Here is a 25,591-nt window from a genome sequence, read left to right as displayed (position 1 = left end):
ACTGCCACGGGGCTGCCAGTCGTACCGGAAAACGGCGGATCGACAAGGAAGCGGACCGCGAGTGGTCAGCGGCTCCAAGCGGTCAGCAACTCGGCCGGGCCGTAAGTCGCATGCAAACCGGTGGCCTGCACGCCGCTGCGGCTGATCGCGAGCAGCGGGATCGGGTCGTCGGTCACCGCGGCGCGGTGCCGCTGGAGGGCGAGCAGGTCGTGCTCGTCGAACGGCGACCGCTCCAGCCACTTGACAGATCCCATGAAGAGCAACTCGCGGGCCACCGGCGCGCGATCCGCGCCGACCACGTCGATCTCCACGTTGTTCGACCTGGTCCAGTAGGACCCGATCACCGGCGCTGACGGCAACCGGTCGTCGGGGAGCAGCCGGGCCAGGGAGTCGCGCAGCAGCGGCTCGATGGCCCGGCCACGCCAGGCGGTCCAGCCGGTCCGCACCCGCTGCAGCACCAGGTCGCCACGGAGCCGCTCGATCTCCGGCAGGTAGGGCCGCACGAACGTCAGCCAGAACCGCAGGTAAGGATCGGTGACCCGGTAGCGCCGCTCCTTGGACGGGGTGGTCGCGACCGGGGTCTCGGCGGCGACGATGCGCTTGCGGACCAGGATCTCGGCGGCCCGGGTCAGCGTGGTGTGCGCGATGTTGCCGGCCGCCCGGGCAATGTTGGTGAACGTCCGCTCGCCACTGCCGATGGCGCGGAGAACATCCCCGGCCGTCGCCTGCTCGGGGAACTCCGCCGCCAACGACCGCTCCGCCGAGACCAGCAGCGGCGACACCGGGTTGGCCAGCTCGGCGGCGAGGAACTCCCAGAGGTCGGCCCCCGGCCGCCAGGCGGCACAGACCAGCGGCAGGCCACCGGTGACCAGCGTGGCGTCGAACGCCGCCGCCGGCTCGAGGCCGAGCATCGTGCCGACCTCGGCGGGGTTCAGCGGCCCGAGCACCATCTCCCGGCCACGCTGGTGGAACGGGCGGCCGTAGGAGCCGAGCGCCTCCATCATCGACAGATCGGAGCCGACCAGCACCAGAAGCACCGGTTTCCGGCTCAGCTCCCGGTCCCACGCCCGCTGCAGGATGCCCTCGAAGGCGTCCACCTTCTCCATCAGATACGGCACCTCGTCGATCACCACGACGCTGGGCTGATCGTCCGGCAGCACCCCGGCCAGCTGACGCAGGGCGGCGCTCCAATTTCCCGGTCGCGCCTCGGCGAAGATCTCCCGGTCCGGCAGCACCGAGTCGGCGACCGCCTCGGTGAACGCCTCCAGCTCGATGGCCTCCGAGGCACCGGCCGCGGTGAAGAAGACCGCCGGGACACCGGCACGATCGACGAACGCCTCGACCAGACTGGACTTGCCGATCCGGCGACGGCCACGGATCAGCAGGCACTGCCCCGGCTTGGCGTCGCGGCCCGCGGACCGCACCTCGGTGAGCAACGCGTCCAGGATGCCCAGTTCGCGGTCCCGCCCGACGAAAGCGACCATGCTTACCCCGCTGTTACTAGCGCTGGAGATACTATCGGCGGCAATAGTATCGCCAGCGCTAGTAATCGGCGAGGACCTGCTGGGCGATGCGGAAGGCCGTGTTGGCGGCGGGGACGCCGCAGTAGATGGCGGTTTGCAGGAGGACTTCCTTGATCTCGTCCGCCGTGAGGCCGTTGGTGCGGGCGGCCCGGACGTGCATGGCGAGCTCCTCGTGGTGGCCGAGGGCGACCAGGGCGGTGAGGGTGACCATCGAGCGGCTGCGGCGGTCCAGGCCGGGGCGGGTCCAGATCTCGCCCCAGGCGTAGCGGGTGATGAGGTCCTGGAAATCTCGGGTGAACGCGGTGGTGGCGGCGGTCGCTCGGTCGACGTGTGCGGGGCCGAGGACCTCGCGGCGGACCGTGATGCCGGCCGCGCGCGACTCCTCGAAGTGCTGGTCGAGGAGGAACGCGACCACCTCCGGGGACTCGGCCGGGGCCAGGTGCGCCACCTGGTCGAGGACGACGAGACGGCCGTGGAGCACAGTGCCGGCGATCAGCCGGAGGCCGTCGGCGGGGGTGGGTCGGTCCTGGCCGCCGGCGACCGCCAGCAGCGGGGTGGCGATCTCGGCGAGCCGGTCGCGGACGTCGAATCCGGCGAGGGCCTCGCAGCATCGGGCGTAGCTCTCGTCGTCGGTCGCGCGCAGCGCGTCGAGCAGCGGCTCGCGGTCGGCTTCCGGGAATCCGGGGGCGAACCAGCGGTCGATCGAGCCGGGGACGACCGCCTCGGTGCCCTTGGCCCGGACCAGCGCGGCGCGCTCGTGCCAGGCCGCCGCCTCGCCGATCTTGGCGCCGGTGCAGAGAACGGCGGCGGCGGTGACCCGTTCCGGGGCGTCGAGCATGAGTTGCAGGCCGATGGCGCCGCCGATCGAGTCGCCGGCGTAGCGGAAGCTCTCGCCCGGTCGCAGGTCGTCGGCGAGGTCCAGGACCGCGCGGGCCAGGTCCGCGATCGTGAACGGGCCGGTGGCCGGGGCGCTGCGGCCGTGGCCGGGCAGGTCGAAGCCGACCACGTGGTAGCGGCCGTAGAGACGCTCGGCGCAGCGGGCCCAGAGGCTCTCGGCCGAGGTGCCGACCGACGAGCCGAGCAGGAGCAGGGGGCGGTCGGGAGCGTCGGTGAAGACGGTCGCGGTCAGCACGCGGATCCTTTCAGGGTGTGTGCCCGGGCCAGGACCGCGTCGATGATCTCGTCGGTGGCGCCGAGGTAGGGCTGGTCCGGCGACACGCCCGGCGTGACGGACTGCTGTTCGGCGTCGATCTCCGGGCGGGCCGCGTGCAGCGTGGCCAGCATCTTTCCGCTGTCCACCCGCAGAGCGGTGAGCAGCTCCGCGGTCTGCGACCCGGCCACCACCGTCCGCCGGGCCAGGGTGCGCAGGGTGGCCCACTCGACGTGCCAGCCGCCGTCCGGACGCTCGTCGACCGCGGCCGCCGCGCCGGCGTGCACCAGGGCCGCCAGCGGCGGGCCGGCGAGGGCGGCCCGTTTGATCAGGACGGCGTGCACCGGGTTCTGCTTGTTCGGCATGGCCGACGAGCCGCCCTTGCCCTCGGCCGCCCCCTCGATCAGCTCGTGCACCTCCGGACGGGCGCCGACCAGCACGTCGTTGGCGATCTTGCCCCAGGCGTCGGTGCAGGTCACGAACGCGTCGGCGACCCGGGTCAGCGGGGCGCGGCTGGTGTGCCACGGCTCCCGGGCGGGCAGGCCGAGCCGCTCGGCGGTGGCCGCGACCAGGTCCCGGGCCCGGCCCGGATCGCCGGTGAGCGCGGTCGGCGCGGCCAGGCTGCCGGCTGCCCCGCCGATCTGGATCGGCAGCCGCCCGGCGGCGGCGAGCTGCTCCCGGGCGTCCAGCACCCCGGTCAGCCAGCCGGCCGCCTTCAGCCCGAACGTGATCGGGATGGCGTGCTGGGTCAGCGTACGACCGGCCATCCGGGTCTCCCGGTGCTCGTCGGCGAGCCGGGACAGCGCGCCGACCTGGACGAGCAGATCGCCGCGGATCCGGGCAATCGCGTCCCGCAGGCACAGCACGATCGCCGTGTCGACGACGTCCTGGCTGGTCAAACCCTTGTGCAGCCAGCCGGCCGCGGCGGTGTTGCGGCCACGGAGCCGGCACTTGAGCCGGTTCAGCAGCGGGATCAGCGGGTTGCCGCCGGACTCCGCGGCCTCCGCCAGGTGCGCGAGGTCCTCCGGCCCGGCCAGCGGGGTCAGGTCCGGCAGCTCGATCGAGGCGATGCCCAGGTCGACCAGGGTGGCGAGCCACGCCGACTCGACGCGGACCATGGCCGCCACCACGGCCGCGTCGGTGAACAGGTCACCGGCTCGGTGGTCGCCGGGCCAGAGCAGGTCGCTCACGCCCAGGCGTCCCGCAGTCGCGGATAGGTCAGGAACACCGTCTCGCCCGCGCCCTGCAACCGGATGTCGAAGACCAGCCCCTGATCCACCCGGCGGGCGATCAGCGTCTGACGCCGCTCGGCGTCGACCGCCGCCAGCAGCGGGTCCGCCGCGAGGGCGGCCGCGTCGTCCGGCAGGTAGGCCCGGGTGAACAGCCGGTCCAGCAGCCCGCGGGCGAAGACGGTCACCGCGATGAACGGGGCCCGGCCCGGCTCGGTCGGTCCCGGCTCCACCGTGGCGAACTGGTAGTTCCCGTCCGGGTCGGTCGCGGCCCGCCCCCAGCCGGTGAAGGTCCACCCGTCGCGCCGCAGCGACCCGGGCTGCCGCACGACGTGCCCGTGCGGGTCGGCCTGCCAGATCTCGATCACCGCGTCCGGCACCGGGTCGCCGGCTCCGTCGGTGACCCGGCCGTGCAGCCGTACCGCCCGCGGGTGCGCCGGCGGCACCAGCTCGTTCATCTGCGGGTACTCGAGACCCAGGTGGAAGAAGGGACCGACCGTCTGGCCGGGAACCGCGCTCATGCGTTGTCCTCGGTCTCGAGCGGAGTGCGGTGGCTGCCGGTGAGCACGATGTCCCAACGGTATCCGGTGTTCCACTCCGGGGTGGTCAGGTCGTGGTCGTACTGGGCGACCAGCAGGTCCCGCGACTTCGGGTCGGTGATCGACTGGTAGATCGGGTCGTACGCGAACAGCGGGTCGCCCGGGAAGTACATCTGGGTCACCAGCCGCTGGGTGAAATCGGTCCCGAAGATCGAGAAGTGGATGTGCGCGGGCCGCCACGCGTTGAGGTGGTTGCGCCACGGGTACGGGCCCGGCTTGATGGTCTGGAACCGGTACGTCCCGTCCGCGTCGGTGATGCACCGCCCCACCCCGGTGAAGTTCGGGTCGTGCGGCGCCGGGTGCTGGTCCCGCTGGTGCCTGTACCGGCCCGCGGCGTTGGCCTGCCACACCTCGACCAGCTGGTGCGCCACCGGCCGGCCGTCGCCGTCGAGCACCCGGCCGGTCACCACCATGCGCTCGCCGAGCGGGGTCCCGGCGTGCTGGATGGTCAGGTCCGCCTCGTCGTCGGCGACGTCACGATGCCCGAAGGCCGGCGCCCACAGCTCGACCGATTCCGGGTCGATCAGCTGGAGGGGCTGGTGGGGGTGCCGCAGGATGCTGCTGCGGTACGGCGGATAGTCGATCCGTGGCTGCGGACCGCCCGGTTGCCGAGCCGCCGCCGCGATCTCCTGGTCGATGTCAGCCTGGGTAATCACCTGCTGGACGCTAGGCGGTCGGAGGCACCTACGGCGATACTCGACTTCCACTCAGCGGAAAGACGGAAAGAGGGCGATGGCGAAGAGTGTGACCGCCCGGGCGCTGGATCTGCTCGGGGCGTTCGACGCGGACCATCGCAGCCTCAAGCTCAGCGATCTCGCCCGGCGATCCGGCACCCCGCTGGCCACCACCCACCGGCTGGTCGCCGAGCTGCAGAAGTGGGGCGCGCTGACCCGCGAACCGGACGGCGGGTACGTGATCGGCCGCCGGATCTGGCAGCTCGGCCTGCTCGCCCCGGTGCAGAGCGAGCTGCGCACGGCGGCCAGCCCGTTCCTGCACGACCTGTACGGCGCCACGCTCGCCACCGTGCACCTGGCGGTCCGGGAGGAGCTGGAGGTGCTGTACATCGACCGGCTGTCCGGGCACATCTCGGTGCCGGTGATCAGCAAGATCGGGTCACGGCTGCCGTTGCACGCCACCGGGGTGGGCAAGGTGCTGCTCGCGTACGCGCCGGACGACGTGCTGGCGGCGGCGTTGCAGCGGCTGACCCGGGTGACGGCGTACACCGTGACGCAGCCGGCCCGCCTGCTCGACCAGTTGCGCCGGGTCCGGGCCGAGGGCTACGCGACCACCGGCGAGGAGATGAGCCTGGGCGCCTGCTCGGTGGCGGTGCCGGTGCGCAACGGGGACGACGTGGTGGCCGCGCTCGGCATCGTGGTCCCGGATCTGCGCCGGCAACTGCCCCGGATGGTGTCGGCGTTGCAGGTGGCGGCGCACGGGATCGGGCGTACGCTGGCTTCCGTCCAGTGGAAATAGGGTCTTGCCCGGGGGCTGTTCGCCGCTGAAGGTGGGTGGCATGCGTACCCAGGTCGCCATCATCGGCGCGGGCCCGGCGGGCCTGCTTCTCTCTCATCTGCTCGCCCAGGGCGGCGTCGACTCCGTGGTGCTGGAGACCCGCTCGGAGGAGTACGTCGCGGCCCGGATCCGGGCCGGCATCCTGGAGCACTCCAGCGTCGAGCTGCTCGAGTCGGCCGGACTCGGCGCCCGGCTGCGGGCCGAGGGCGACGAGCACCGGGGCATCTATCTGCAGTGGCCGGGTGAGCGGCACCACCTGGACTTCGTGAACCTGACCGGGCGGTCGGTGTGGGTCTACGGCCAGACGGAGGTGCAGAAGGATCTGATCGCCGCCCGCCGCGCGGGCGGCCAGGAGATCCACTACGAGGTCGGCGATGTGGTGTTGCACGACGTCTCCACCGATCGGCCACATGTGACTTTTACCGATAAAAGCGGACAAGCCGTGAGACTGGATGCAGCGGTCATCGCCGGCTGTGACGGCTCCTTCGGCCCGTCCCGCGCCGCCGTGCCCGCCGCCAAGACGTTCGAGAAGGTCTACCCCTACTCCTGGTTCGGCATCCTCGCCGACGTCGCACCCTCCACCGACGAGCTGATCTACGCCTGGCACCCGGACGGCTTCGCCCTGCACTCGATGCGCTCGGCCACGGTCAGCCGCCTCTACCTGCAGGTTCCCAACGGCACCGACCCCGCCTCCTGGTCCGACGACCAGATCTGGGACGCGCTGGCCACCCGGCTCGGCCACGGCCAGAACGGCTGGAAACTCACCCCCGGCAAGATCACCGACAGGAGCGTGCTGCCGATGCGCAGCTACGTGCAGACGCCGATGCGGCACGGCAACCTGTTCCTGGCCGGCGACGCCGCGCACATCGTCCCGCCGACCGGCGCCAAGGGGCTGAACCTGGCGATCGCCGACGTGGCGCTGCTCAGCAAAGCCCTGGTGGCGCGCTTCCGGGAGCACGACGCGCGGCTCGCCGACGCTTACTCGGACGCCGCACAGCGCCGGGTCTGGCGGTGCACCCACTTCTCCTGGTGGATGACCACGATGCTGCACACCTCGGGAGACCCGTTCGACGCCGAGTTGCAGCTCTCGCAGTTGCGCTGGGTCGCCTCCAGCGAGGCCGGCGCCACCGGTCTCGCCGAGAACTACGCGGGCTTGCCGATCAACTACTGAGCATTTCCTCGATCCGGGCGCCCAGCGGCGCCGGGATCGGGAAGCGGGCGCTGAGCCAGTCCAGCACGGCCCGGGCCGCCGCGACGTTGCCGCGGTAGCCCGGGACCATCGCCGCCAGCGGAAGGACGTGCGGTGGATAGGTCCGCTCGACGCGCCGGCTGGGATCGAAGACGTCACGGTACGGCGGTTCGCCCTCACTCAGGCGCAGCAGCGCGATCACCCGGTCGACGGCGTGCCCCTGGATGAACCGGGCCGCGCTCAGGTGCTCGCCGCGCAGCTCCCGGTGCAGGCCGACGTACAGGTTGGTGAGCGCCTCGTTGAGGTGGAACTCCACGGTGTCGAACGGCGGGCGTGGCTCCGGGACGTCCGACTCGGTGAGCCCGGGCGGGGCGTCCGCCCGGCGCCACACCACCCGGGCGCCACGGAACGCGACCCGGTGCAGCTCGGCGACGGTGAACACGGCGTACTCGACGAAGATCCCGTCGGCGTAGAGCGCCTTCCGGCCGTGCCGCTCGTTCGCGAAGCTGTAGACCACCGGGCAGGGCGTCTCCAGCCAGCCCGTCCCGTCCGCGTAACGGCTGGTCGCGCCCTCCTCGACGACCAGGAAGAAGTCCAGGTCGGAGTGGTCGTCGAGGCGTCCCCGCTGGGCGCCGGCCGACCCCAGCCCGAGCACCGCGACCGTGTCGTCCCGGGTGGCCAGGTGGGCGGCGAGCTCGTCCAGGCGGTGCAGCAGCGGATGCATGGGCGCCCCCTCAGGTGGAAATCCGTGGATCCCTAAGGAGCATCACGGATTTCCTCCGCCCACCCAAGTCCCAACAATCGACGTGCGTCACAACGAACGGGGGAACATCGGTGGGATGGCTCGGCGACTGGCTCGGCGGGCTCCCGCCGGTGCTGGTGTATGCGGTGGTCGCAGCCCTGGTCGCGGGCGAGGCCGCCGTGATCGCGGGGGTGGTCCTGCCGTCGGCGACCGGATTGATCGCCATGGGCCTGCTGGCCGACGCCGGCGTGGTCGACGTGGTCCCGGCCCTGCTGGTGGCGGTCGCCGCCGCCGTGCTGGGCGGCACCGTCGGCTACTTCCGCGCCGCCTCCGCCCCGGCCACCGCGCGTTCCTCCGCGGATGCCGCGCGGCCGATGGGCGGCAAACTGGCGAAGCACTGGGCCCGCGCGGAGCGCCTCTTCGTCCGCTTCGGCGGCCGCGCGATCTTCCTCGGACAGTGGGTGGTCGGCGCCCGCACGCTGATGCCGCGCCTGGCCGGCCGCAACGGCGTACCCTACCGCCGCTTCGCCGCCTGGCACACCCCGTCGGCAACGCTCTGGGCAGTGTGGATGGTCGGTGCCAGCTACCTCGCCGGTGCCGGCTACCAGGCCCTCGCGGCCCGCGCCGGGCGCGCCGCCGGCGCGCTGACCGCGCTCACCCTGATCATTGTCGGCCTGATTCTCGCGGGCCGCTGGTTCGGCAGACACCCCTTCCCGGTACGCCCACCGCGCCGCAGGTCGCCGTTACCGACCCTCGTGGCCGGCCGGCATCCCGCGGTCACCGCCGCGGTCAGCCTGGCCCTGCTGACCCTGCTCGCCGTACTCCTGGTCGAGGTGATCCCGCCGGTGGTCCGCTTCAGCGGCCTGGCCGCCGCCGACGACGCCGTCGCCGACTGGACCCGTTCGCAGTGGACCTCGGACGGTTACTGGTTCGCCCTCTCCACCGCCACCAGCCTCTCCCCGAGAGTGCCGCTGACGCTGGCCGTAGCGGTAGCGCTGCTCCGCTGGTGGTGGACCCGCCGCCCGGCCACTCGAGGCTTCTGGGCCGGCTTGTTCGAGGCGGCCGGCCCGGTGCTGCCGGCGATCGTGCTGGAGACCGCGCTCGCCGTCATCCCCCACCCGGGCTGGCGCGCCGCGGACCACCTCGCCTTCCCGTCACCCGCGGAATACGACGGGTCGGTGCCGCTGGACGCCGCGGCCACCGCGCTGGCCGACATGTCCGCCGGAGCCACCGCGCAGACCGCCGCCGCCCTCGGCCTGCTCGCCTGGCTGCTCTCCTCCGGCCTGCCCTGGAAGTGGCAGGTCACCGTCTGGACGTCAGCCTCCACGGTCATCGTCACCGGTGCCGGCTGCTGGGTATACCTGGGCTGGGGCCGCCTCAGCGAAACCGTCGCCGCCGTCCTCCTCGGCGCCGCCTGGGCCGCCCTCAACGCCGCCGTCTGGTCGGGCCGCACCACCGCCCACCCCGTCCCGGCCGACACCGCGCCGACGCCCGAGCCGGTCGCGGCCACGGTCTGATGCCGGAAACCGTGGACACCAGCCGGAGGGGTCGACTGGTGCCCACGGCCGTCTCGGGCCCCGCCGCGGGCGCGTGCCCACGGCCGTCCCAGTCCCGGCGTGAGCGCGTGCCCACGCCGAAACCCAGTCCCCAGCCCGGCCCGTGCTCCCGGCCATCCCCAGTCCCGGGCCGAGCGTGTGCTCACGGCCATCCCCGGCCCCAGCGCAGGCGCATACTCCCGGCCTGCCCCAGTCCCGACACGGGCGCGTGCCCACGGGTGACCCAGTCCCCAGCCACGCCCGCGCTCCCGGCAACCCGCGCCCCAGCGCAGGCTCATGCTCACGGCGATCCCCGGCCCCAGCGCAGGCGCATACTCCCGGCCGTCCACAATCCCGACACGGGCGCGTGCCCACGGGTGACCCAGTCCCCAGCCAGGCCCGTGTTCACGGCCGTTCTCAGTCCCGGGCCGGGCGTGTGCCCATGGCCCTCCACAGTCCCTGGGCGGGCGCGTGCCCATGGCCCTCCACAGTCCCTGGGCGGGCGTGTGCCCATGGCCCTCCACAGTCCCTGGGCGGGCGCGTGCCCACGGGTGACCCAGTCCCGGGGCGGGCGTGTGCTCACGGCGTACCGAAAGAAGGGGTCAGGGGTTGCCTTTGTCGCGGGGTGGGACGTTGTCGTCGTAGGCGCCGATGCGGCCCCGGTAGCGGTCGCCGTTGAGGAAGGGCCAGGCGTTGGCGGTGCAACCGTGCAGGCCGAGCGTCTGTTGCTGCATGACCGGCGCGGGATCGCCCTTGCCCGGGCACAGCTCGTGGGCCTGATGGAGGCGATGCCCGACCTCGTGATTGATCACGTATTGCCGGTAGGCGTCGAGGCCGGCGCCGTAGCCGGGAACGCCTTTGACCCAGCGGGCCACGTTGACCACCACCTTGTCTCCGGAACGGCAGGACGTGTAACCGTCCCGGGCACCGGCGCAGAGCGCATCGCGCGTCTTCGGAGTCACCAGGCGCACCACGAAGTCGGCCCGGTCCCCCGGCCCGACACGCTGGAGCCGCCACTCGCCGCCCGCGGTCCAGCTGCGCGGGTCACGCAGCGTCGCGGTCACCGTGCGGGCGAACTCGTCAGCGGTGACGCCGTGGATGTCCCGCTCGACGGCGACCTGGTAGTGCAGCAACTCGCCCTTCTTGCCGGCCGGAGCCGCGGTCTCCCCCGAGGCGACCGCGAACTTCTCGTGACCGGCGGCCGGATACGTGATCCGAGCCGGTGACCTCGGCGTCCCCTCCGGCACCTGCGCCTTGCTGGGTGGCACCCGCGGCGGCGAGCTCCCTTGCGGAGCGTGTGCCAGCGAGGCCTGCGCCCGCGACGCCGGATCCTGCGGCACCTGGGCCAGCACGGCCGTGCCGCAACCGGCCAGGAGGAGGCCGGCGGCCAGGATCGGCCAGCTGTTCCTCGGCTGCTTGGTCGATGGCGCACGCCGCCGGCCCCGGCGATGCCCACCACCCGAACGAGGGTGGATCGGCCCCGCGCGGCGCCGTGATCGAGTTTCTCTCACGATTCTTTGACGGGCCCGGCGCGATCACGGTTGCATCACGGCCGCGGACGTGGCCCATGTCATGTCCCGTGAACGGCCGAGTGGCCCGCTCGAAGTAACCGGTGAAGACGCCGAGGCTGATGTCTGGCATGCACCCAGCATGGGGTCTCAGGTTGCTGGAGGGTCAATCCCCTTGAGGGAGTCGAGTCTGCGGTGGCACGGTGGGCAGCAGCGTGCGGCTGCGGCCCGGCCGCGGATACGCCTCCGCCGCCGCGGCCAGCCTGGCGGCGTGGTCCCGCTGCTTCTGCCAGTGGCCGTAGAGGGCGCCCCGCCGCGACAGCCGGTCCACCTCACGGATCGTCTCCGGGTCGACGTCACCGGGCGGCGCGTCCCGCCACGGCGTGCCGGGCAGCGGCATGAAGGTGTGCGCGTGGATCCGGGCGCCGAGATCGGCCAGCTCCCGGGCCAGCCTCAACGAGTCGGCGACGTCCTGTTCGCCCTCCCCCGGCATCCCGAAGATCATGTCGACGTTGATCCGGAAGCCCTCCTCGATGCCGAGTCGCGCCGCCCGCTTGACCTCCTCGACCCCGTGTCCACGCTTGGCCGCGTCGAGCACCCGGTCCGATCCGGACTGCGCGCCCACGATGATGTTGTTGTTGTCGCAGTACTTCTTGACCAGCCGCAGCGCCTCCCGGCTGACGTGCTCGGGCCGGATCTCGCTGGGGAACGACCCGAAGAAGACCCGCCCGTTCGGCCCGATCCCCTCCCGGCAACTCGCCAGCAGCTCCTCGACGGCGGCCAGGTCCGGCTCGTCGGTCTGCGTGCCGTAACTCAACGCGGTCGGCGTGATGAACCGGACGTCCCGCAGCCCACGAGCTCGCATCTGGTCGACGTGCCAGCGCACGTTCGCCAGGCTGCGATGCCGGAACCGCGCGGAGAACATGAACGGCGTCTGGCAGAACCGGCAGGCGTAGATGCAGCCCCGCGTGATCTCCAGGGCGTTGAACCGGTCCCACTTGAGCGCGAACCCGGGAAAGTCGTCCAGCGGCCGCTGCTTCGCCTTCCCGGTCCTGACCAGCTTGCCGTCCGCGTCCCGATAGGCCAGCCCGGTGATCCCGGCCGGGTCACCCTTCGCGTCGACCAGGCTGAGCAGCGTCGACTCGCCCTCCCCGATCGCCGCCATGTCCCACCCGGCGTCCAGCGTCTGCATCGGCTCCGCGGTCGCATGCACCCCACCGGCCAGATGCGTCACCTGTGGCCCGTCCGCCAGCGCCCTGATCTGCTTCAGCTCATCCGCCAAAGCCGCGGCGTCAGGAGAATAAAAAGACCAGAGGACTAACGTACGAACATCGCCCGCCTCCCGGATGTGCCGTGCCGTCTCCTCGGCGCTCTCCCCGAACCGCACCTCGAACCAGGTCGCGGTCTCGTGCTCACCCAGCGCGCCCAGCAGCGCGTGGAAGCCATAGGTCACCGCTTTCCGGTACCGCAGCACCAGGACCAGCTCGGGAGCGCTCATGCCGCGATTTTGCCAGCTACCGGTCGGTGCCCTCGCAGCGCCGGTCGGCTCCGGACCGCGGTGGTCACGTTCACCTCATGGTGCGGTCAAGGTGCAGGCCGTGCCGTTGACCGTGAAGTCGGTGACAGCGGTGCCGACGCCGCTGGCCGCGAACGTCACGGTGACCGCTGAGCCCGGCGCCACCACACCGTTGCTCTCGATGTTGTGGGCGATGACCGGATCGGAGAGCGATGCGAAGGTGGCGGTCCGGGACGAGATCACCCGCTGCGGCTCCCGGAGCGGGAAGCTCAGGGTCCACCCGTTGATCACTGCCGTTCCGGTGTTGTGGATCGCAACGGATCCTATGTATACGAGCGGGCGGACCTGCACCCAGCCGTAGTCGATCGCGCAGGCCGCCACAGGGTCGCCGGCCGTGCTCGGCGTGGCGGCGGCAGCACCAGCCGGTACGGCCAGTGCCAGCACGGCCGTCGCCGTAGCCAGCACCCGGAAGATTTCTGACATTTTCCCTCCCAACGCCGTGTTTCAATGCTTGACGGGAAGGATGGCGGCCATCACTGGTTTTCGACTGGACGGCAATGGCGCTACGGATTCAGGTACTCGGCCTCACCGGGGCCTGGCTCGACGGCCGGCCCGTCGACCTGGGTCCTGCCGGGCAGCGGGCGGTCCTGGGGTTGCTCGTCCTGGCCGGTGGCCGGCCGGTGACCCGGTCGGCGCTGATCGAGGCGATCTGGGCGGACGAACCGCCGGAGAGCGCGGTCAACATTCTGCAGACCCGGGTGAAACACCTGCGCCGGGCACTCGAACCGGGCCGCCCGGCGCGCCGGGCCAGCCGGCTGATCCCCCGGGCGGGCGACGGCTACCGGATCGATGCCCCGTCCGGCTGCGTCGACCTCTTCGAGTTCCGGCGGCTGGCGCGGCTCGACCGGCTCGACGAGGCCCTCGGCTGCTGGAAAGGCGATCCGCTCGCAGACGTTCCGGTCCTCAGCGGGCATCCTGCCTTGATCGCCCTTGCCGAGGAGCGGTATGGCGTCCTGGTTCGGCACGCCGAGGCGCTGCTGGCTGACGGCCGCGCCGAGCGGGCGGTGGCGCTGCTCGCCGAAGCGGCCGCGGCCCGGCCCCTGGACGAAGCCGGCCAGGCCCGGCTGATCCGCGCCTACCAAGCGGCCGGGCGGCGGGCCGAAGCCTTCGCCACGTACCACGCGGTGCGCGAGTTGCTCGTCGAGGAGCTGGGTGTGGACCCCGGCCCGGAGCTGGCCGCGGCGCACGAGGCGCTGCTGCGTGAGGAGACGCCGAAGCCGGGCGGGCCGACCGCGCCGCGCGTACCTCGCACGCCGGTGCCTGCCGAGCTGCCGCCGGATCTCGGTGGCTTCGTCGGCCGCGAGGCCGAGCTTGCCCAGCTCGATCACCTTGCGCTGGCGGACCGGGACGGCCCGGACACCGCGCTGCGTATCATCGTGCTCTCCGGCACGCCCGGGGTGGGCAAGACCACGCTCGCCGTGCGCTGGGCGCAGAGGCGCCGCGACCGGTTCGCCGACGGACAGCTCTACGTCGACCTGCGTGGTTACGATCCGGAGCAGCCGATGGCACCCGGGGACGCTCCGGCCGGGTTCCTCCGTTCGCTCGGCCTGCCGCCCGAGGCCATCCCGGTGACGCTGGGGGAGCGGGTCGCGCGCCTGCGCAGCATGCTCGCCGGCCGCCGGATGCTCCTGCTGCTGGACAACGCGGCCTCGGTGGACCAGGTCCGGCCGCTGCTGCCCGGCACCGGCACCTGCGTCGTGCTGGTCACCAGCCGGGACTCGCTGACCGGCCTGGTCGTCGGGCACGACGCGAAACGACTGGAGCTCGACCTGCTTCCGCTGCCCGACGCGATGGTCCTGTTCACCCGGCTGCTCGGCGCGCGGGTCGGTGTGGAGGCACAAGCCGCGGCAGCGCTCGCGGTCCAGTGCGCTCGGCTTCCGCTGGCCCTGCGCATCGTCGCCGAGCTGGCCGCGATGCGCGGCACCGCGCCCCTGGCCACCCTGGTCGACGAGCTCTCCGACCAGCACCGGAGATTGGATTTGCTGGTCACCGGGTCCGATCCGCGAACCGACGTCGGGGCGGTCTTCTCCTGGTCCTACGGGCATCTGCCACCGCCGGTGGCGCGGATCTTCCGGCTACTCGGCCTGCACCCCGGCCCGGACATCGACAGCTATGCGCTGGCCGCGCTCTGCGGCGAGGATCCGGCGACCGCCCGCCGCAGCGCGGACGTCCTGGCCCGGGCACATCTCCTGGGCCGCGCCGACGGCGACCGGTACGCGCTGCACGATCTGCTCCGCGCCTACGCCGCCCAACTGGTCGCCGAGGACGACGAAAAGAGCCGGGCGGAGGCCCTGGCCGGTCTGCTGGGCTACTACCGCGGCGCGGCGCAGACCGCGATCGACACCCTGTACCCGGCCGAGCGACGCCGACTGCTCGACAGCGCCCGGCACGGCACGCCGGCGCCCGACCTGCACACCGCGGCGCTCAGCCTGAGCTGGCTGGACGCCGAACGCGCCAACCTGGTCGCCACCGCGGTGCACGCCGCCCGGCACGGCCGGCCCGAGCACACCACCGCGCTCACCATCATCCTGTTGCGCTACCTGGAGAGTGCCGGCCACTACGACGAGGCGACCACACTGCACACTCACGCGTTGCAGGCGGCCGTCCAGGTCCGGGATCGGCGCCAGGAGGCGCACCTGGAGACCAACTTCGCGGTCATCCTGGCGCAGCAGGGCCGCTATCCGGAAGCGGTGCAGCGACTGGAGCGGGCCGCCAGTCTGGCCGCGGTGATCGCGGATCCGGTCGCGCAGGCCCGTGCCGTGGGCAACCTCGGCCACGTCTACCAGCGGCAGGGTCGCTTCCCGGAAGCGGCCGAGCGGCTGGCCGAGGCGATCGCCCTGTGCCGGCAGGCCGGGGACTCCACCGGCGAGGCCCGCGGCCTGGGCAATCTGGGCCAGGTCTACCTGCGCCAGGGACGCGACGATCAGGCCGTCGCGCCGTTGCGCGCCGCGGTCGACATCTGCCGCCGGATCGAGGACGCGACCGGTGAGGCGTACGCGCTGATCAGTATCAGCCACATCGCGTCGCGCGGTGGGGCGTACGAACGGGCGGAGCAGCTCGCTCGCGCCGCGCTGGAGTTGTGCCGCCGCGGCAACGAACCGGCCGGCGAGGGGTACGCGCTGGACGGGCTGGGCCTGGCCCGGCTGCGACGCGACGATCCGGCCGGAGCCCTCGCCCTGATCCGGCAGGCCCTGGAGATCTTCCGCCGGCTCGGCGAACGCGCCGGTGAGGCGAACGCGTGCAACAGTCTCGGCGAGGCACTGACCGCCGCCGGGGACCATGCGGCGGCCCGCGCCCAGTACACCGCGGCGCTGATGCTCGCCACCGAGATCGGCGACGAGCATCAGGCCGCGCGGGCCCGGCGCGGCCTGACGCCACATCCGACCGTGCCGGGTCCGGCTCACACGAGGCTGTAACCCGTGGCGTAGCAGGGCCTCGCGGTCAGTGAGTAGACACCGGCGGCCGGCAGGTAACCGTAGAAGATGTTCCCGTTGCTGCAGTAGACGTACACCGTCGCGGGTCCCACGATCGAACACCCGATGTACGAGGTCACGCCGTCGTACCCGTCGAAGGTGCAGAAGCCGACCAGCGGGGTGGCGGCGGTGGCGGCACCCCGCCCGGTGACCGTGGTGACGGTGGCGGCACGCGGCTTCGTCGTGCTGATCGCCGCGCTGTTGTAAGGCACCTTGTGGAAGCCCTTGGCTGACGCCTGGGCCGGGCTGGCCAGCGCCGCCGCGGCCATCAGAAAGGCGGCGGCCAGGATCAGGCCCAGCAGGGCCGTGCGGATGCTCCGTCGTTGCGTCATTCTCGCCTCCCGTAGGACTGGATTTGCTCCAGCCTGGGGGCCGGCGATGGACCGGCACTGGATGCCGTCTGGACGGTCCGTTTGTCCCGGCGTGCTAACAACCGAGAGGTGGGACGTCCGCGGATGCGAGCAATGGTGTACGACCGGTACGGGCCGCCCGCCGTGCTCAGGCTCGACGAACTCCCCGTGCCGGTCCCCGGCGCCGGCCAGGTCCTCGTCAAGGTCGCGGCGACGTCGGTCAACCTGAGCGACTGGGAGTGCCTGCGCGGCACGCCGCTGTACGCGCGCGTCGGCGGGCTGCGCGCTCCGGCACGCCGCATCCTGGGCTCCGACATCGCCGGCTGGGTCGAGGCCGTCGGGCCGGATGTCACCCGGTTTCGCCCCGGCGATCAGGTGTACGGCGACAACCTGCAGGCCAAGGGCGGCTTCGCCGAGTACGCGACCGCCCCGGAATCGGCGCTGGCGGTGAAGCCCGCGGCGCTGACCTTCGCACAGGCATCGGCGATCCCCCAGGCCGGGGCGATCGCCTGGCAGGGCATCGCCGGAGCCGCAGCCGGGCGCCGAGTCCTGATCAACGGCGCGGGCGGCGGCTCCGGTTCGTTCGCGATCCCGCTCGCCAAACGGCTCGGCGCGCACGTCACCGGCGTCGACAACGCCGGCAAGCTGGACTTCATGCGGTCGCTCGGCGCCGACGAGGTGCTCGACTACCGCCGCACCGACTTCACCCGCGCCGGGCCGTACGATCTGATCCTCGACCTGGTCGCCCACCGCTCGGTGTTCGCCTACCGCCGGGCGCTGGCGCCCGGCGGTCGCTACCGATGTGTCGGCGGCTCGGTGTCGACGCTGCTGCGCGTGCTGACGGCCGGCACGGTCGCCGGCCTTCTCACCGGTCGCCGGCTGGGCGTGCTCGCCGTCCAGGAGGGTCCGCAGCATTTCGGCCCGGTGGCCGGCCTTTGCGCCGGCGGTGAACTCGACATCCACATCGACCGCACGTTTCCGCTTGAGCAGGTGCCCGAGGCGCTGGCCCGGGTGGGCGAGGGGCGCGCCCTGGGCAAGGTCATCGTCCAGGCAAGCTAGGCCGGCGGTGGCCCGACCCCGCCGAACCGGCACCGGGGCATGATCGTGACCAGGGCGGATTCCGACGTCTGCACGCCGGCACCGGTTGCTGTGACGGTGACCCGTACGTGCCCGGTCCTGCCCGCGGTCAGGACTCCCGCCGAGGTGACGCTCGCTCCGGCGGTGTTGGTGTCCATCGGGGCGATCTGGTAGGTGTACGTCGTTGCCGGGTTGGCCGGGAACACACTCGCGGACAGCTTCGTCCCCGAGGATGCCTGGTCGAGCGTCACTTTCCGGTCACCGAAGTCGACCCGCGACGTGTAAGCGTTCGGGAATGCCGAGCCGGTGGCGTCCGGTGCGCCGGAGGTCACCACGACCGGGAACGTCGTCGACTTGCTCTCCCCGTTGGCGGTGGCCTTGGCCGTGATCAGGACCGCGCCGGTGGACACCGGCTTGACCGAGCCGCAGGCGTCGACCGTCGCGACCGCCGGGTTCGAGGAGGTGTATTTCACCTTGAGCGCCCGCTCGGAGAGATCCCAGAACGTCATGTCGTGCTTGGTGACCGACAGTTGGGCGTTGATCCGGTTGTCGGGGGTGTCCAGGCTCAACTCGGTGGCGTCCGGCTGGGCGGAGACCACCTCGACGCCGCCCGTGCGGTGTCCGCTCACCCGCAGGGTCACCGGCTTCAGGTCCGCGTCGGCCGAGCTGGGGCCGGCCAGGATGGTCCAGTCGCCCGTGGGGAACACCTTCTTGTGCTTCACGTCGTCCCAGAACCACAGGTCACCGGCGCCGATGGTGACCTTCACCGTCGTGGACGACCCAGCGATCAGGCCGCTCTTGACGAAACCCTTCAGCTGCTTGAGCGGGCGCTGATTCCCGTCGGCTCCCTTCGGAGCGCGGGCGTAGACCTCCACGACAGCCTTGCCCGGGTTGTTGGCGGCCCGGTTCGACACGGGCACCGAGACCGTCACCGCATCGTCGGGAGTGATCTTCGAGGAGGACAGTCGCGGGGTGCCGTAGACGAACGGCGAGTACGACAGACCTCGGCCGAACACATAGTGGGGAGCCGCGCAATCGGGACCGACCTGGTAGTAGAGGTACGTCCGGCCGCACTTGGCGCCTTCCGCCTTGGTCATCCGGTAATCCTCGATCGCGCGGTCCGGAGCGGCCGCCGGCCCGAGTTGGGCGTCGACGTCGGAGTACCAGGTCAGCGGCAGCTTGCCGGAGAAGTTGGCCACCGCGGTACGCCCGTCCTCGAGCTTCACCGCGTCGTTGAACACCAACTCGGCCATCGCCTTGCCCTGGTACATGCCGTTGAAGGACGACCAGACGATCGCCCCGACGCTCGGCAGGTCCTTGAACGCGCTGACGTCGACCATGGTCTTGGCCTGGATCCACACCACGATCTTCTTGCCGTATTTCTGGGCGAGCGGAGCGATCGAGTCCCGGATCAGCTCGGCCTGCATGCGCGGCATGACGACCGTGGAGCGGTCCGTGCCCTCGCCGCCGTCGTTGTTCCGATGACCGGCGACCACCACGACATTGTCAGCCTGGGAGATCTGATATTCGGCGGTCGCCGCGTCCGCTACGGGATCGCAGGGGTTGCTGGCGCACACCGAGGTGGTGATCGCGGTGCCATCGGCGTCAAGGACGTCCGGGAACACCGCGAGGTGGCTGGACAGGAACGGCGTGGTGGAGCCTGCGGTCACGGCCGAGGCGGATGAACCCGTCCGCTCGGCCAGCGCCTGGGCGAAGGTGGTGTTGACAGCTGTGGGCCCGGAGTAGGAGCCCGACTGGAACGCGTTGAGGGAGTCGACGTGCCCCGGGGCGACTGTCTTGCCGGTCGCCGCGCCCGCGAACGGGAGTGTTCGGCCGGCGTTCTTCAGCAGCACGGGCGCCTCGAGGGCGGACTCGTGCGCGACCGCACGGTGCGCCGGCGAAGCGAGCTTGACATCAGGATCACCGGCTGCCGACAGCGAGTAGGACTCGCTGTTCCACGGGACCGAGGCGACGGGATCGAACTCGCCCAGCTGGAACCGCGCGGTGAAGGCGCGGACGAGCGCGATGTCGACGTCGGCCTCGCTGACGAACCCTTGGCTCTGAGCCGCCGGGAGTCCGGTCGCGGTGGGGTAGTCACCGCCCGAGCAGTCGAGATCGGTGCCGGCCTTGAGCGCCCAGGCGTTGCCGAGGGTCTTGCCGATCTGCGTCTGACCGCCGAGTTGGGCGGGGTGCCAGGAGTGTCCTGACGTCCCGGTTCCGTGCACGCGGGTGATCGCATCGCAGTCGGAGACGACGTAACCGTCGAAGCCGTACGACCGGCGCAGCATGGTCTCGAGGGAGTACCGGCTCGCGGCGGCCGGCGTCCCGGGAGTACCGCCTGGGGTGGCATTGTCGCGAGGGCTCCACAGGGTCGGGTAGCTCGAGGCGGACGGGTAATCCGTCGTGTAGTCCTCCACCACGGAGAGGGCGTTGTAGGCGGCCATCAGCGACCGCGCGCCCGCCTTGCCGGCCGAGGCTCCGAACGGCGGCAGGAAGTACTCGTGCATCGAACGCTCGGTGAAGTTCGACGTGCCGAAGTCGCGGTTCGCCTCCGAGTTGTTCGCCAGGTAGTGCTTCGGCGTGGCGACCGCCTGAACGTAGTCGTGCGCCCCGGTGGGAACCGTGTCGGGACGCGACGAGGTGTTGCCCTGCAAACCCGTCACGAAGGCGCCGGCCACCTGGCCTGCCAGGAACGGATCCTCGGTGTAGGACTCGTCCGCCCGCCCCCACCGGGGATCGCGGTTGAGGTTCTGGTTCGGCGACCAATAGGTCAAGCCGTGACAGGCGCCACCGACGGGGTCGGGATGCGCCACACCCGGCGGGCAGGACGTGTTGTAGGTGACGCGGGCCTCGTCAGCGATACCGCCGGCGATCTCCCGGGTGATGGCCGGATCCCACGTCGATGCGATCGAGGTGCTCTGCGGATACTGCGTGTAGTTGCTGTTGCCGGGGACGGTCGGGAAGTAGATCCCGTGATTCGCCTCCCCCCAGTACCCGTACGACTTCACGCCGAGGCGGTCGATCGCTTTCGGCTTCGCACGCCAGGTCGCATGCGGCTGCATCGCTATGAGCTGGTCGTACTTCTCCTCCAGCGTCATCCGCGAGACCAGGTCCGCCGCACGGACGCTGAAGGGCAGCGAGGTGTTCTGGTACGCCGGCGTGCTCTCGGCGGATGCCGGGGCCGGCCGCGCGAGCGCGCCGAGCGTGCCCACCGCCACAGCCCACGCCAGCCCGAGCGCCAAGACCCCTCTGCCGTGCCTCCTCCCTCGCGAGGGCGCAGAACTGACCTTCACCATGTGAACGTCTCGCCTGTCCAAGGTGGTGGACTCCGATCTCTCGATGGGATCTGCACTGCTGTCCCGCTGCCACACGGTCCGGAGAGCAGGGGATCGCAGCTGAACCGGTCAACAAAGTCGGTGGCACTGCTGAGCTGGCTCAACGTTGATAGATCAACATCAATTGGTCAGCCGTACTATAACGGTTACTCAAACGGTTCGGCAGGACGGCCATCCGAATCTCTTGCATCGACGCCCTACTATCCCTGCCGCGGCGATCACGCCGCACCGGAACGACGGAAGGGATTCGTGCGTGTCACGTATCGGCAGAACCGTCATCGTGGCCGGCCTGGTCACCGGAGTGCTGGTCTCCGGGGCCGCGGCGCCGGCCGCGGCCGCCACCACCGCCACCATCGACCACACCTCCGCGAAGGAGCGCAAGCGGGTCGACAGCGTACCCACGCCGAAGCTCGGCTGGTACGACTGCTATCGGGTCGCGCAGTGTGCGACGATCCGTCTCCCGCTCGACTACGACAAGCCCAAGGGCCCGAAGACCGAGATCGCGATCCTGCGGATCAAGGCCAAGGATCAGAAACACAAGATCGGCAGCTTGTTCCTCAACCCCGGCGGGCCGGGCGGATCCGGCACGTCGATCGCGCTCAACGCGCCGTACTTCCTCAGCAAGACGCTGCTCGACCGGTTCGACATCGTCGGATTCGACCCCCGCGGCATCGCGAACAGCGACAATGTGCGCTGCTTCAAGAGCGTCAAGGATCAGGCCGCGGTGCTCAACAAGATGAATGTGGCGTTCCCGTGGGGCGCGGCCGAGGAGAAGAAGTACGTCGGGGCCGCCAAGCAATTCGGCAAGGCGTGCTCGACCACCGGGAAGCCGCTGTCCGGTTCAATGTCGACCGCCGAGGTCGCGCGCGACATGGACGTCCTGCGGCGCGCCGTCGGCGACAAGAAGCTGAACTATCTCGGCTTCAGCTACGGCACCGCGATCGGGCAGTACTACGCGAACATGTTCCCGGACCGGTTCCGGTCGATTGTGGTCGACGGCGTGCTGGACCCGGCGCACTGGGTCGGTACCAAGAAGACCGCCAATCAGGAGCAGGACGAGCGGCTGCGCTCGGCGGACGGGGCGTACCGGGCGTTGCGGGAGATCCTCAAACGGTGCGACGCCGCCGGGGAGAAGTACTGCGTGTTCGCGGCCGGCGACCCGGTCGCGAACTTCGACCTGATCGCTCAGAAGCTGCGGAAGAAGCCCTTGGTGATAACCGACGAGACCGGCAGCTACACGATCACGTACGCCGACTTCGTCGGCGGCATCCTCGGTGACCTGTACGACACCGGTGCCGGCGACTGGGTCACCCAGGACGCGCAGTACATCTACACGCTGCTCACCTCGTCCAGCGCCGCCGACAAGGCGGCGGCGCGCACGGCTCTGGCCAAGCGGATCAAGGACGCGCGGGCCAGGAAGCCGGCCCGCGACTTCCCGTACGAGAACGGGTTCGAGGCGTTCTCGGGGGTGGACTGCACCGACGCGCTGCACCCGAAGGACGCGAACTTGTGGCCCGCGCTGATGGCGAAGGCCGACAAGCGAGCCCCGTACTTCGGCCGCGCCTGGGGCTGGTCCACCGCGCAGTGCGCCCGGAACACGTGGACCGTGCGGGACGAGGACGCGTACACCGGCCCGTGGACGAGGCGGACCGCCGCGCCGGTGCTGATCGTCGGCACCCAGTGGGACCCGGCGACCAACTACGACGACGCGGTGTCGGCGTCCAAGCGGCTGCCCAACAGCCGGCTGCTGTCCAACACCAACTGGGGACACACGTCGTACGGCACGTCCGACTGCGCCACCACCGCGATCGACAACTACCTGCTCAAAGGCACTCTGCCCGCGAAGGGCACGGTTTGCCAGGGCGCGTACCAGCCGTTCCTGGAGCCGCTGCCGGACGACTCGGCCCTGAGCGTCTCTGCGCTGCGGGCGCCGGCCGCGCCGGCCCAGCGGCCGCAGGTGGTCGGTCCGCCGCTGCCGTCGACCCTCAGCGGCACCCGATAGGAACCGATCGGAGATGAGCACGCGGCGCCCGGCAACGGGCGCCGCGTCGCGTTGGGGCCTGCCTCTTCACTTCTCCGCCGACCTACACGGACGGCAGGGCCGAAACTTTCGAAGTCCGTTCCGGCATTCCCGCAAGTCCCGCACCCCATAGCAGCACGTGATCATGCCCGACCTCAGGGAGATGCGCATATAACGATTAAGACGGGGCCAACTTTCTACCGGAAATTTCTCGGAAGTTGTTGCCTCCAACCTGGCGCAGCGGCAGCATCGATCGTGACGAATGTCTCAGGATGCGGTCCGATCGCCCCGCGGGCGGCTCGGGCACTGGCCAGGGAAGGAGGCCATGGTGACGGAGAGCCCTTCGGTCCATCGTGGCGAGATTCGACCATGGAGATCGAGCACGTTCAGAGCCCTGGCCGTCGCTGCCGTCGGCATCGTGGCGGCGGCCACGGCCGTGACGGTGACGTCGGCGGCGAGCGCCGCAGCCAGCACCCTGGGCGCCGCTGCGGCGCAGTCGGGCCGCTATTTCGGTACGGCCATCGCGGCGGGCCGGCTCGGCGACTCGACGTACACCACGATCGCCGGGCGTGAGTTCACTATGGTCACGGCGGAGAACGAGATGAAGCCGGACGCCACCGAGCCGCAGCGGGGGCAGTTCACCTTCACCGCCGGTGACCGGATCTACGACTGGGCGACCCAGCGCGGCATGAAGGTCCGTGGGCACACCCTGGCCTGGCACGGACAGCAGCCGGGCTGGATGCAGAGCCTCAGCGGCAGCAGCCTGCGGCAGGCGATGATCGACCACATCAACGGGGTGATGGCCCACTACAAGGGCAAACTCGCCGCCTGGGACGTGGTCAACGAGGCGTTCAACGAGGACGGCAGCCGCCGCAACTCCAACCTGCAGGCCACCGGCAACGACTGGATCGAGGTGGCGTTCCGCACCGCCCGCGCCGCCGACCCGTCGGTCAAGCTCTGCTACAACGACTACAACATCGAAAACTGGTCCTACGGCAAGACGCAGGGCGTCTACCGCATGATCCAGGACTTCAAGTCCCGCGGCGTACCGATCGACTGCGTCGGCCTGCAAACCCACTTCACCGGCGGCAGCTCCCTGCCCAGCAACTTCCAGACCACCCTGTCCAGCTTCGCCGCCCTCGGCGTCGACGTAGCCCTCACCGAGGCCGACGTCACCAACGCGTCCACCTCCCAGTACACCGGCCTGACCCAGGCCTGCCTCAACGTGCCCCGCTGCATCGGCATCACCGTCTGGGGCGTACGCGACAGCGACTCCTGGCGCTCCAGCGAAAACCCCCTGCTCTTCGACGGCAGCGGCAACAAGAAAGCCGCCTACACCTCGGTGCTCAACGCGCTCAACGGCCCCGGCCCGACCCCATCGGACTCGGGCACGCCGGGTGGCTCGGGCACGATCGTCGGGGCACAGTCCGGCCGGTGCATCGACGTGCCGAACGCGTCGCAGACCAACGGCACCCGAGTACAGCTCTACGACTGCCACGGCCAGACCAACCAGCAGTGGACCTACACCGCCGGCAAGCAACTGCAGGTGTACGGGAGCAAGTGCCTCGACGCGAACGGGGCGGCCACGGCCAACGGCACCGCGGTGATCATCTGGGACTGCAACGGCCAGCCGAACCAGCAGTGGAACGTCAACTCCAACGGCACCATCAGCGGCGTGCAGTCCGGACGCTGCCTGGACGTGTGGGGCACGGCCAACGGGCAGCAGATCCAGCTGTACGACTGCCACGGCCAGGCCAACCAGCAGTGGCGGACGAACTTCGGCAGTGGCCCGACCTCGCCGCCGCCGAGTGGCTGCGCGCTCCCGTCGACCTACCGCTGGTCGTCGACCGGCGCCCTGGCGAACCCGCAGAACGGCTGGGTCTCGCTCAAGGACTTCACCAACGTGGTCTACAACGGCAAGCACCTGGTCTACGCGTCCAACGTCAACAGCAGCGGCTCGTACGGCTCGATGAACTTCAGCCTGTTCACGAACTGGTCCGACATGGCCTCGGCCGGCCAGACCGGGATGAGCCAGGGCACCGTGGCGCCCACGCTGCTGTACTTCGCCCCGAAGAACATCTGGGTGCTGGCGTACCAGTGGGGACCTACCTCGTTCAGCTACAAGACGTCGAGCGACCCGACCAACGCCAACGGCTGGTCCTCGGCGCAGACGCTCTCCACCGCCAGCCTCCCCGACGCCCCGTACGGCGTGATCGACCAGACCCTCATCGGCGACGACCAGAACATGTACCTCTTCTTCGCCGGGGACAACGGCAAGATCTACCGGTCGAGCATGCCGCTCGGGAACTTCCCGGGCAGCTTCGGCTCGACCTACACGACGATCATGAGCGACTCGACCAACAACCTGTTCGAGGCGGTCGAGGTCTACAAGGTCCAGGGCCAGAACCAGTACCTGATGATCGTCGAGGCGATCGGCAGCCAGGGACGCTACTTCCGCTCGTTCATCGCGAGCAGCCTGGGCGGGACCTGGACCCCGCAGGCCGCCAGCGAGAGCAACCCGTTCGCCGGCAAGGCCAACAGCGGCGCCACCTGGACCAACGACATCAGCCACGGTGACCTGGTCCGCACCAACCCCGACCAGACCAAGACCGTCGACGCGTGCAACCTGCAGTTCCTTTACCAGGGCAAGAACCCCAGCGCGGGAGGCGACTACAACCTGCTGCCGTGGCGGCCGGGTGTGCTGACACTGCAGCGGTAGCGACCGGAACAATGACCGCTCGGGCGTGTCCGGCGCCGCCAAGGCGCCGGACAC

18 protein-coding genes are annotated in these 25,591 nt (G+C 70.9%); 7 read left to right on the top strand and 11 right to left on the bottom strand.

What is annotated here, in order from left to right; translation table 11 throughout:
* Positions 1-65: 65 nt before the first annotated feature.
* The 5 genes from Aiant_RS34300 to pcaH are packed head-to-tail and all read right to left on the bottom strand — an operon-like array spanning position 66 to position 5,157.
* Positions 66-1,484 carry an ATP-binding protein gene (locus tag Aiant_RS34300; protein ID WP_189333091.1) on the bottom strand — a complete coding sequence of 473 codons (1,419 nt, stop codon included), beginning with the start codon at positions 1,482-1,484 and terminating at the stop codon, positions 66-68.
* 58 nt (positions 1,485-1,542) lie between these two features.
* Positions 1,543-2,655: a bifunctional 3-oxoadipate enol-lactonase/4-carboxymuconolactone decarboxylase PcaDC gene (gene pcaDC / locus Aiant_RS34295; protein WP_189333090.1), complete on the bottom strand. Its 1,113-nt coding sequence runs from the start codon at positions 2,653-2,655 to the stop codon at positions 1,543-1,545.
* Positions 2,649-3,863, bottom strand: coding sequence for a lyase family protein (locus Aiant_RS34290; RefSeq protein WP_189333089.1), 1,215 nt, complete (start codon positions 3,861-3,863; stop codon positions 2,649-2,651). The genes pcaDC and Aiant_RS34290 overlap by 7 nt, the downstream gene beginning before the upstream one ends.
* Complete coding sequence (gene pcaG / locus Aiant_RS34285) at positions 3,860-4,423, bottom strand: protocatechuate 3,4-dioxygenase subunit alpha (RefSeq protein ID WP_189333088.1); 564 nt, start codon at positions 4,421-4,423, stop codon at positions 3,860-3,862. Before pcaG ends, Aiant_RS34290 begins: the two co-directional genes overlap by 4 nt.
* The gene (pcaH, locus tag Aiant_RS34280) at positions 4,420-5,157 is read right to left on the bottom strand and encodes a protocatechuate 3,4-dioxygenase subunit beta (protein WP_189333087.1); all 738 of its coding nucleotides are present in this window, start codon (positions 5,155-5,157) and stop codon (positions 4,420-4,422) included. Before pcaH ends, pcaG begins: the two co-directional genes overlap by 4 nt.
* Positions 5,158-5,233: 76 nt before the next feature.
* On the opposite strand from pcaH, the gene Aiant_RS34275 reads away from it, so the two are divergent.
* Together Aiant_RS34275 and Aiant_RS34270 are read left to right on the top strand one after the other, a co-directional pair.
* On the top strand, positions 5,234-5,974 hold the full coding sequence (locus Aiant_RS34275) for an IclR family transcriptional regulator (RefSeq protein ID WP_189333086.1): 741 nt from the start codon (positions 5,234-5,236) through the stop codon (positions 5,972-5,974).
* A 40-nt stretch (positions 5,975-6,014) separates the two neighbouring features.
* Positions 6,015-7,184, top strand: coding sequence for a 4-hydroxybenzoate 3-monooxygenase (locus Aiant_RS34270; RefSeq protein ID WP_189333085.1), 1,170 nt, complete (start codon positions 6,015-6,017; stop codon positions 7,182-7,184).
* Here Aiant_RS34270 and Aiant_RS34265 read toward each other — a convergent pair.
* Entirely contained in the window at positions 7,174-7,926 is a 753-nt protein-coding gene (locus Aiant_RS34265; protein WP_189333084.1) for a hypothetical protein, read from the bottom strand. The genes Aiant_RS34270 and Aiant_RS34265 overlap by 11 nt on opposite strands.
* A gap of 110 nt (positions 7,927-8,036) precedes the next feature.
* Between Aiant_RS34265 and Aiant_RS34260 the strand changes: the two genes are divergently transcribed.
* Positions 8,037-9,461 carry a DedA family protein gene (locus Aiant_RS34260; protein WP_189333083.1) on the top strand — a complete coding sequence of 475 codons (1,425 nt, stop codon included), beginning with the start codon at positions 8,037-8,039 and terminating at the stop codon, positions 9,459-9,461.
* A gap of 620 nt (positions 9,462-10,081) precedes the next feature.
* Here Aiant_RS34260 and Aiant_RS34255 read toward each other — a convergent pair.
* The 3 genes from Aiant_RS34255 to Aiant_RS34245 all read right to left on the bottom strand — a co-directional run bounded on the left by Aiant_RS34255 (position 10,082) and on the right by Aiant_RS34245 (position 12,986).
* The gene (locus Aiant_RS34255; RefSeq protein ID WP_245006632.1) at positions 10,082-10,747 is read right to left on the bottom strand and encodes a DUF3152 domain-containing protein; all 666 of its coding nucleotides are present in this window, start codon (positions 10,745-10,747) and stop codon (positions 10,082-10,084) included.
* Between the two features lie 406 nt (positions 10,748-11,153).
* Positions 11,154-12,485, bottom strand: coding sequence for a TIGR04013 family B12-binding domain/radical SAM domain-containing protein (locus Aiant_RS34250; RefSeq protein ID WP_189333082.1), 1,332 nt, complete (start codon positions 12,483-12,485; stop codon positions 11,154-11,156).
* A 75-nt stretch (positions 12,486-12,560) separates the two neighbouring features.
* Positions 12,561-12,986 (bottom strand): cellulose binding domain-containing protein, encoded by a 426-nt coding sequence (locus Aiant_RS34245; RefSeq protein WP_189333081.1) that lies wholly within the window; start codon positions 12,984-12,986, stop codon positions 12,561-12,563.
* A gap of 74 nt (positions 12,987-13,060) precedes the next feature.
* Here Aiant_RS34245 and Aiant_RS46925 point away from each other — a divergent pair, with 74 nt between their 5' ends.
* Entirely contained in the window at positions 13,061-15,979 is a 2,919-nt protein-coding gene (locus Aiant_RS46925) for an AfsR/SARP family transcriptional regulator (protein WP_212846596.1), read from the top strand.
* Here the strand turns inward: Aiant_RS46925 and Aiant_RS34235 are convergent.
* Positions 15,964-16,368: a hypothetical protein gene (locus Aiant_RS34235; RefSeq protein WP_189333079.1), complete on the bottom strand. Its 405-nt coding sequence runs from the start codon at positions 16,366-16,368 to the stop codon at positions 15,964-15,966. The genes Aiant_RS46925 and Aiant_RS34235 overlap by 16 nt on opposite strands.
* 123 nt (positions 16,369-16,491) lie before the next feature.
* On the opposite strand from Aiant_RS34235, the gene Aiant_RS34230 reads away from it, so the two are divergent.
* The gene (locus Aiant_RS34230) at positions 16,492-17,445 is read left to right on the top strand and encodes an NAD(P)-dependent alcohol dehydrogenase (protein ID WP_189333078.1); all 954 of its coding nucleotides are present in this window, start codon (positions 16,492-16,494) and stop codon (positions 17,443-17,445) included.
* Here the strand turns inward: Aiant_RS34230 and Aiant_RS34225 are convergent.
* On the bottom strand, positions 17,442-20,675 hold the full coding sequence (locus Aiant_RS34225) for a glycoside hydrolase family 3 C-terminal domain-containing protein (protein WP_189333077.1): 3,234 nt from the start codon (positions 20,673-20,675) through the stop codon (positions 17,442-17,444). The two genes, Aiant_RS34230 and Aiant_RS34225, sit on opposite strands and share 4 nt — an antisense overlap.
* Positions 20,676-21,051: 376 nt before the next feature.
* On the opposite strand from Aiant_RS34225, the gene Aiant_RS34220 reads away from it, so the two are divergent.
* Together Aiant_RS34220 and Aiant_RS34215 are read left to right on the top strand one after the other, a co-directional pair.
* On the top strand, positions 21,052-22,800 hold the full coding sequence (locus Aiant_RS34220; RefSeq protein ID WP_189333076.1) for an alpha/beta hydrolase: 1,749 nt from the start codon (positions 21,052-21,054) through the stop codon (positions 22,798-22,800).
* Between the two features lie 343 nt (positions 22,801-23,143).
* Positions 23,144-25,537, top strand: a complete 2,394-nt coding sequence (locus Aiant_RS34215) for a non-reducing end alpha-L-arabinofuranosidase family hydrolase (protein WP_425322634.1) — start codon at positions 23,144-23,146, stop codon at positions 25,535-25,537.
* Positions 25,538-25,591 lie beyond the last annotated feature (54 nt).

The sequence above is a fragment of the Actinoplanes ianthinogenes genome (assembly GCF_018324205.1).
GTDB lineage: Bacteria > Actinomycetota > Actinomycetes > Mycobacteriales > Micromonosporaceae > Actinoplanes > Actinoplanes ianthinogenes.
The sequence above is the reverse complement of the archived record's forward strand: the minus strand, read 5'-3'. Positions and strand labels throughout refer to the sequence as shown.

Bases quoted from the DNA above. Each gene is read 5' to 3' on its own strand.
- Aiant_RS34300 (WP_189333091.1), bottom strand. From the start codon at position 1,484: ATGGTCGCTTTCGTCGGGCGGGACCGCGAACTGGGCATCCTGGACGCG.
- pcaG (WP_189333088.1), bottom strand. From the start codon at position 4,423: ATGAGCGCGGTTCCCGGCCAGACGGTCGGTCCCTTCTTCCACCTGGGT.
- Aiant_RS34275 (WP_189333086.1), top strand. From the start codon at position 5,234: ATGGCGAAGAGTGTGACCGCCCGGGCGCTGGATCTGCTCGGGGCGTTC.
- Aiant_RS34270 (WP_189333085.1), top strand. From the start codon at position 6,015: ATGCGTACCCAGGTCGCCATCATCGGCGCGGGCCCGGCGGGCCTGCTT.
- Aiant_RS34265 (WP_189333084.1), bottom strand. From the start codon at position 7,926: ATGCATCCGCTGCTGCACCGCCTGGACGAGCTCGCCGCCCACCTGGCC.
- Aiant_RS34250 (WP_189333082.1), bottom strand. From the start codon at position 12,485: ATGAGCGCTCCCGAGCTGGTCCTGGTGCTGCGGTACCGGAAAGCGGTG.
- Aiant_RS34245 (WP_189333081.1), bottom strand. From the start codon at position 12,986: ATGTCAGAAATCTTCCGGGTGCTGGCTACGGCGACGGCCGTGCTGGCA.
- Aiant_RS46925 (WP_212846596.1), top strand. From the start codon at position 13,061: ATGGCGCTACGGATTCAGGTACTCGGCCTCACCGGGGCCTGGCTCGAC.
- Aiant_RS34235 (WP_189333079.1), bottom strand. From the start codon at position 16,368: ATGACGCAACGACGGAGCATCCGCACGGCCCTGCTGGGCCTGATCCTG.
- Aiant_RS34230 (WP_189333078.1), top strand. From the start codon at position 16,492: ATGCGAGCAATGGTGTACGACCGGTACGGGCCGCCCGCCGTGCTCAGG.
- Aiant_RS34215 (WP_425322634.1), top strand. From the start codon at position 23,144: ATGGTGACGGAGAGCCCTTCGGTCCATCGTGGCGAGATTCGACCATGG.